This is a genomic window from uncultured Clostridium sp., from assembly GCF_937920395.1.
Taxonomy (GTDB): domain Bacteria; phylum Bacillota; class Clostridia; order Clostridiales; family Clostridiaceae; genus Clostridium_AD.
Map to the genome: position 1 here is coordinate 1 of NZ_CALEVF010000086.1, position 6,738 is coordinate 6,738.

The 6,738-nt window shown below is 29.6% G+C and carries 4 protein-coding genes and 1 pseudogene; 1 reads left to right on the forward strand and 4 read right to left on the reverse strand.

The genetic code is table 11. The features are described 5' to 3' along the window. Window positions 1-516 (reverse strand): annotated as a pseudogene (locus Q0649_RS08685) (restriction endonuclease); the annotation flags it as partial. After that, window positions 513-2,849, reverse strand: a complete 2,337-nt coding sequence (locus Q0649_RS08690) for an McrB family protein (RefSeq protein WP_298840308.1) — start codon at window positions 2,847-2,849, stop codon at window positions 513-515. The gene Q0649_RS08690 and the pseudogene Q0649_RS08685, both read right to left, overlap by 4 nt. A gap of 314 nt (window positions 2,850-3,163) precedes the next feature. On the opposite strand from Q0649_RS08690, the gene Q0649_RS08695 reads away from it, so the two are divergent. Then, window positions 3,164-3,406, forward strand: a complete 243-nt coding sequence (locus Q0649_RS08695; protein WP_298840311.1) for a type II toxin-antitoxin system Phd/YefM family antitoxin — start codon at window positions 3,164-3,166, stop codon at window positions 3,404-3,406. 267 nt (window positions 3,407-3,673) lie between these two features. Here Q0649_RS08695 and Q0649_RS08700 read toward each other — a convergent pair whose 3' ends face one another. Together Q0649_RS08700 and Q0649_RS08705 are read right to left on the reverse strand one after the other, a co-directional pair. Further along, window positions 3,674-4,831: an ATP-binding protein gene (locus Q0649_RS08700; RefSeq protein WP_298840314.1), complete on the reverse strand. Its 1,158-nt coding sequence runs from the start codon at window positions 4,829-4,831 to the stop codon at window positions 3,674-3,676. A 491-nt stretch (window positions 4,832-5,322) separates the two neighbouring features. After that, window positions 5,323-6,450 carry a 3'-5' exonuclease gene (locus Q0649_RS08705; RefSeq protein ID WP_298840317.1) on the reverse strand — a complete coding sequence of 376 codons (1,128 nt, stop codon included), beginning with the start codon at window positions 6,448-6,450 and terminating at the stop codon, window positions 5,323-5,325. Between the last annotated feature and the right edge of the window lie 288 nt (window positions 6,451-6,738).

Consider the following 6,738-nt stretch of genomic DNA (forward strand, 5'->3'; position numbering starts at 1 on the left):
ATTCAATATATTATTTTCATCTCTATTAAAGTAATTGCAAGGTAATGTAGACTTTGTAATTCCGCCTTGACCACAAAGTCTATTAATATCAATTCTGCCTCTAGGTGATGATAAATTCTCTCCCCTCTTTATATAACTCTTTTGAATTCCTTTATGTAGCAAGTCCTCTGCTTCAACATAAAGTTCATAAATAAGTAAGTCAAAGAACTTAAAATTACCTATATCATGCTCAGCCTCATTAAATAATTTAAGCTCTCTTAATCCATAAGCATACCTTAGCAGTTTATAAAGTGGCATACCATTTATCTTTGGGTACACATTTAGTTGTAACTCTCCTAGTCTAATTCTACCAACATAAGAATTAGTTCTTATAGATAACCCACCTTTAAGTTCTATGATTTCTATAATTCCTTTATTATTAAGTGCTTTTGCAATATCACGAGTGTCGTTATCATGAAGCTCCATATCCTTCAAGATTATGCTGTACCACTCTTTTAAATTGAAAGTTTGATTCATGATATTTTATCTCCACTATCACTCTCATTGACCTTTTCAATTTCAGTTTCTTCCTCTATTTCATCATCCTCTGCTATTTTTCCTACTTCGCGTATTGTTGGACATGGCGTGAGTAGCGCTGTTACTAGGTCAGATATATCTGATGTATTAAACAACTCAAATCTAATAGTTTGATTTTTCACATCAACAATACCTTCACCCAAAATTTTAGAAATCAAAGCATAGTCCCCATAACAATATTCTTCAATAAGAGGAATAATATCTTCTCTAATAATTCTTTTAAATTTTTCATTTTCAGTAATAGGTCTTTCTTTTTCTAAAAAATACGAATGGCCAATTTGTAAATTTCGAGCATCTTTACCAATGCACTCACATATTCTAGCATTTAATTCTTTAAGCCATTTATCTAGTGGTAATCCTTCAAACACAGTCTCATCAAACAAAGTATAATTCGTCATTAATTCAATGAACCCAAAACGCCTTCGTAGTGCTACATCTAAAAGAGCAATCGAACGATCAGCAGTATTCATGGTTCCTACAATATATACATTCTCTGGCACTTTAAAAGGTAGATTTGATAGTGACAGAATAACCTCTTTCCCACGTTTTCCTGCTTCAATAAGCATAATAAGTTCACCAAATATCCGAGAAATATCTCCACGATTAATCTCATCAATAATTAAATAAAAGTTTTTATCAGGCTCTTTTACCGCATCTGAGCATATAGATTTAAATATTCCATCTTTTACCTCAAATACAGTTTGATTGTTTAAAATCCTAGGTTTTATACCTTCAATAAAATCCTCATATCCATAAGATGGATGGAAACAACACATACGTACAGTACCACTTGCTCTACCATCTCCTATTAAGGTACTTTTTTCTTCTGTTGTTAATGAAACAAAAGACTTTCTAAACAAATTTCTTGCTGCTAGTTCATTACAAGCTTTTTCTGCATAATATGTTTTCCCTGTGCCAGGTGGTCCGTATAAAATTACTTGTTTCTTACGTTTAAAGACACTTTCAATCTCTGCAACTATTCCCTTAAGCTCTCGTTCAGTACTCCCACCATCATTTTCCTCATTCATAAGTCTTTCAATTTCAAAGATGTTTTCAATATCCTTATAAGCGAAACAAGACGTAAATTTTCCTGCACTAGCATTGGGAAGCTTAATTGGCTCTTTAAATATTCTTAACCATTCAACTTTTTTACAGTGTGGATAAGGTCTATTTTCTATATACTCATAATCTCCAGTAGTCTGGCCTATACCTAACACCTTTTCACCACTTACCGCAACTACAACATCTGAAATTACAATATTCCTATAAAATCTTATGATTTCGCCAGCTTTTCTACTTGCTGTACTTTTGTCATGTTCATAATACTTTATAAGATCTGACGCGATATCATTTTTTACATTTTTGCCCTCAAAATATAAATTCAAATCGCCTAAATCTGGCCACCCAATTCCTACATAAGAATTGTCTCTCATATCATTCCAATAACTATTACCATTATCACCAGTACCTATTCTAAAATAATTCTTTGGAGACCCGAACAACTCACACATTGAATTCATTACATAACTAGAAGGGAGCCCCGTCTGCTTTACAATTTGCATCATTTGTCCTGACATAGTATAAAGTTTGTCCTCTTGCATAGGTTTGCTGTTACTGTAAATCAATACATGTTTCTGCCACCGAGCAGTATGAAAAGCATCAATTTTATTTGGATATAGCATGTGGTAATACTTATGAACCCACCCAAGATTGGACATATTTTTTATTAAAATAATATCTAATTGTTCTTGTAATTTAGCGTAATCCTGGATACTTGCGTTCTCTAATAACTTATCAATTAAATCAGCACCTGCTGTTAGAGAATCTCTTAGCTCTCTACCTACATTAATAGCTCCCTCTGTTGTCAAAATCGTAGGGTTTTTAGGATTTCCAGTAACCCACCTGCCATCGATATTCCTTTTGTACATTATAAATTTAAATGAACTTCCCCCAGCAATGCTACCATAACTACAAATACTAGTCCTAAATTCATCATCGTTTTTAAACTCTAACCAATATGTAAGTCCATCTTTATTCCCTATATTAAACATAGTTTCTATTAAAAGTTCACCATCTAATTCCTTTAATTTTATAGGATTAAATTTCTGAGCAAATAAATTGTATCCTTGATTAAATTGATCTAATGGTAATAGTTTATTCTCATACAATAGTTTTTCACAAGTTTCTTTTAACTCGTTAATTACATTGCTCTTCTTATCGGATCTTCCGTTACTAATAACATCGGCTTCTTTAATAATTTCCTTTTCCAACATAATTTTCTCCCCTCAACGTGTAATATCCTTATCTAATATTTATAACGTAAAACATTATAATTTTTTTTTTTTTTAACACACAATTACTTTTATACATATTATATCCTCTTTAACTTATTAAAGGGATTAATATCTATTTTATGTAACAAAATAGATCAAAAAACTAAAAGACTATATTCTTTTAATTTATATTCTAGTTGTTAAGTTATGGATTTTGAAATTGCATGAATTAAATATATTTTTATAATTAGGTTAAATTTATCCTAAAGATGATATGATAATGTATGAAAACTAAATTTATAGGAGGTATATATATGTTATTAAACAGTCAAAAGATGGTTTCGATATCAGAAGCTAATCAGAATTTTTCTAAGGTTTCAAAGTTAGTAGATGAGGACAAATCTGTAGTTATAATGAAAAATAATAAACCTAAATATATTCTTTTAGATTTTGATGAATTTAGCAAAGGGGCAATATCCGAGGAAGAAAAACTAGACACAATTGCAGATAGAATATTATTTGAAAATTTAGAAGCTTTTAAGGAATTAGCTAAATGAAATATATATACGATTGGATAAAAAGCCATAAAAATATAAGCTAACATTTTTTTATAATTGAAATACTACCATAAACATCTATTTTATGGTAGTAACAAGTTCGTCTTCTGCCTCACAAAGACCCCCCTGGGGGCATGAACTATTTATGAACACATATTGTTATGCTAATAGGTAATCTTATCTTATTAACTACATCAAATAATAAGAATAATGTGAAGCTAATTTCTGACCGAGCTAACTAATGATAGTAATATTATTAGTTAGCTTTTATAACTTTCCTATATGAATATCATAAGTCTTTTCCCCTACAGCTTTAGCTGAATTTACATTAAACTCAGCTTTAAGTATTTCTACTTCTGTTCTTGGTCTTTTATATGAAATATTTACTTCGTCAGGTTTTTCAAAATTATTTTTCACCGCTTTCATTGCTTTAACAAGAATTTCAAGTATTTTTTCATAGTTTTCATGACTTTTATCTAACCCATCTTTCGTAGTTGTAAATGGTAGTGAATACTGGCTTTTTTCATTAAGATTTAAATATCCTCTAAATCCATAATATTGCTCACTAAAAATTATATTTTCGTATTTATCACTTATTAACTTTAAATTCCAACCGGTTAATTTGCTTTTGTTTGTATCAACAACTAATCTTTCATTGAAATATATATTCCAACCAGCTTCACTCATATTTTCTATGCCTTTATACACTTTAACATTACCTTTAAATTTATTAATATTTATATCTTTTTCATATACTTTAATATCATTCTCTTTCTTACTTCCTATCTTTATTAACTTTAATACACCCTCTTCTTTTAGATATATTTTAATACCTCGCAATATGCAATCCTTAAACTTTAATGCTATATCTTGTCTTAATCTTGAAATATATCCTTTTTTGTTAAATTCACTTTTTATACCTTTATTAATTTTTGTGATTTTTATGAATGTACCATTTATATAGGAGTTATCGCATTCAGATAAATTTATTGCCCAATCTTGCTTTTTAACCCACTGATCTACGTCAATTTTTACCTTAAAATGATCTACATCGGTATGAGATACTAATTCTATTAGCCTTCCTATTTTGAACATAGCCCTCTTCATTCCAACATTATATCTACCAACAATATTATCATACTCACATGAGTTTGTAGTGTCATTTCCAAACTTAAATACATGGCTTTTAGCACCATCTAAAGTTATTCCTCCACAATTATCTCTTATAATAAATGTATTATTTTCTATCTTTAAGCTTATTTCAAATCCCTCTAGTGATTTGTATCCCCTAATTCGTTTTGCAGCATCAATTGAATTATCAATTAAATCAAAAATGGCACTCTCAAGTTTTATATCTCTAACCCAAGTTGTCGTAAAAAATTCCTTTCTTGGTATAAGCTCAATTGAGTTATCTATATTAATCATTCCTAATAATTACTATAGTATATTTTACTCATCGTTATAAAAATTATGATTATAACCCCCAGTTTTTTTATCAAACCGAAGTTTAATAAGCCTTCTATTAACACAATCCAACAAACATTAACCAGTTGTCCCCCACATCAATAAGTGCATCAATTTGAGTAGCACCAACACCCTTATTTTAATATGCTTTGTGAATCATTATGCCGATACTACCAATATGTCGGATGCGATGATTAGCATTTACAGTTAAACCAGCAGCTCCTATAATTATTTCTTCACAACTTTGAAGCTTTGAAACAGCAACAAACATTTTTTGAATTTTACAAACTAAATTCTTTGAGACACTAAAAAGGCATACAATGTAACAAAATATATTGTATGCCTTTTTACTTCTTTTAAATAATTTATGCCAAAGTTTGTATTAAATATATTTAACGTACTTTATAAATGAGCATATAAATCTAGTCATTTGTGTGTATAAGGCATTTCATTTACATTGAACTTAAATATTCTTGAATATGACTTTCGCCAGAACCAACACCTTGCCTGTAATATTCCAGACTTTTCATAAGATTATCGAAATCTTTTATTATTAAAGATTCTATTTTAAACAGGTCATCTGGTGAGTTAAATAATATTCTAGTAGTCCCTGTTTCACCTTTTGTGGCAGCCTCACATATTGCCTCTTTCCATACGGACTGTATTTCATCTTGACTATGCCTAGTTAATATATACTGTTTTTTCCCCTGTAATTTAATTCTGACAAGGCTATAAAATGATAAAATGTCATAATAATTACCTATATGATTAGGCTTTAAGAATTTTATAACTTTATTATTTTTTAATAGAATCTGTTTTACATTCTCGAAACATTGTAATTCTATTTGTGACGTTTTATTATCCACTACTATATTTTCTTTTTTTGGTTTTGAATGAACCTGCACCTTTACCTGTATTTCTTTGCATTTCTTATAGACTTCTGCACAAACCATGCAATCATCTTCTGAGTTATGAGAACCAACAATAATACCTAACCTATCTTTTAAAGTCTGAAGTTTATAGTTTCCTAACTTGTTTCCATTTACATCTTTTATATATTTTCTAGATAGTGATAATGTATCAATTACCTTATTTTCAATTTTTTTTATGTTTAGAATAAATGCGTTGTTAAGTAAGAACTTCATATCAAAGTCTGCATTATGAGCTATAATTACATCACTCCCAATAAACTCTAAAAATGTTGGTAATGCTTGTGCTATTGTAGGTGAATTCTTAACATCATTATTTCTAATACCTGTTAAATTTGTTATAAAGCTAGGAATTGACCTTTGCGGATTCACATAAGTAATAAATTCATCTATCCTTTCGTTATTTCTATATTTTAAAGCACCAATTTGGATTATCTTTTCTTCTTTTGCACTTAAACCAGTAGTTTCAAAGTCAAATATCACAAAATCATCAGGATAATTGCTGCTTTTCTTATAAATCATATATTCTTCATAGGATTCAACTCTTCGATTGTGTTCTGTTTGATTTATTGGTTGACTATAATTGTTTACGGATTGATTCATTTTTTTATTGCCAAATAGACTAGATATTATTTTATCAAGTATTCCCATATTATCATTCCCCCCTAAACTCTGCTAAACTATAATGAATTTTAGTAAATTTGCTTCGCTCATTAAGACCCCCGTTAGTAGTTAACAAATTGTAACCACAATTTGTTTTGCTAGTACCCAATGTCCCCATTCATGTTTTATTCCCCTTGATGCCTATCTTCAACGGCTGGAGCTACAAAATTTTTATTCAACCCATCTATAAATTTATCATATATTCCCCTTTGGCTTTTAGGGGATAGTGTTAACACTATCTTTGTTTTATTTATTTAAAACCCTGCTATTGCAAGG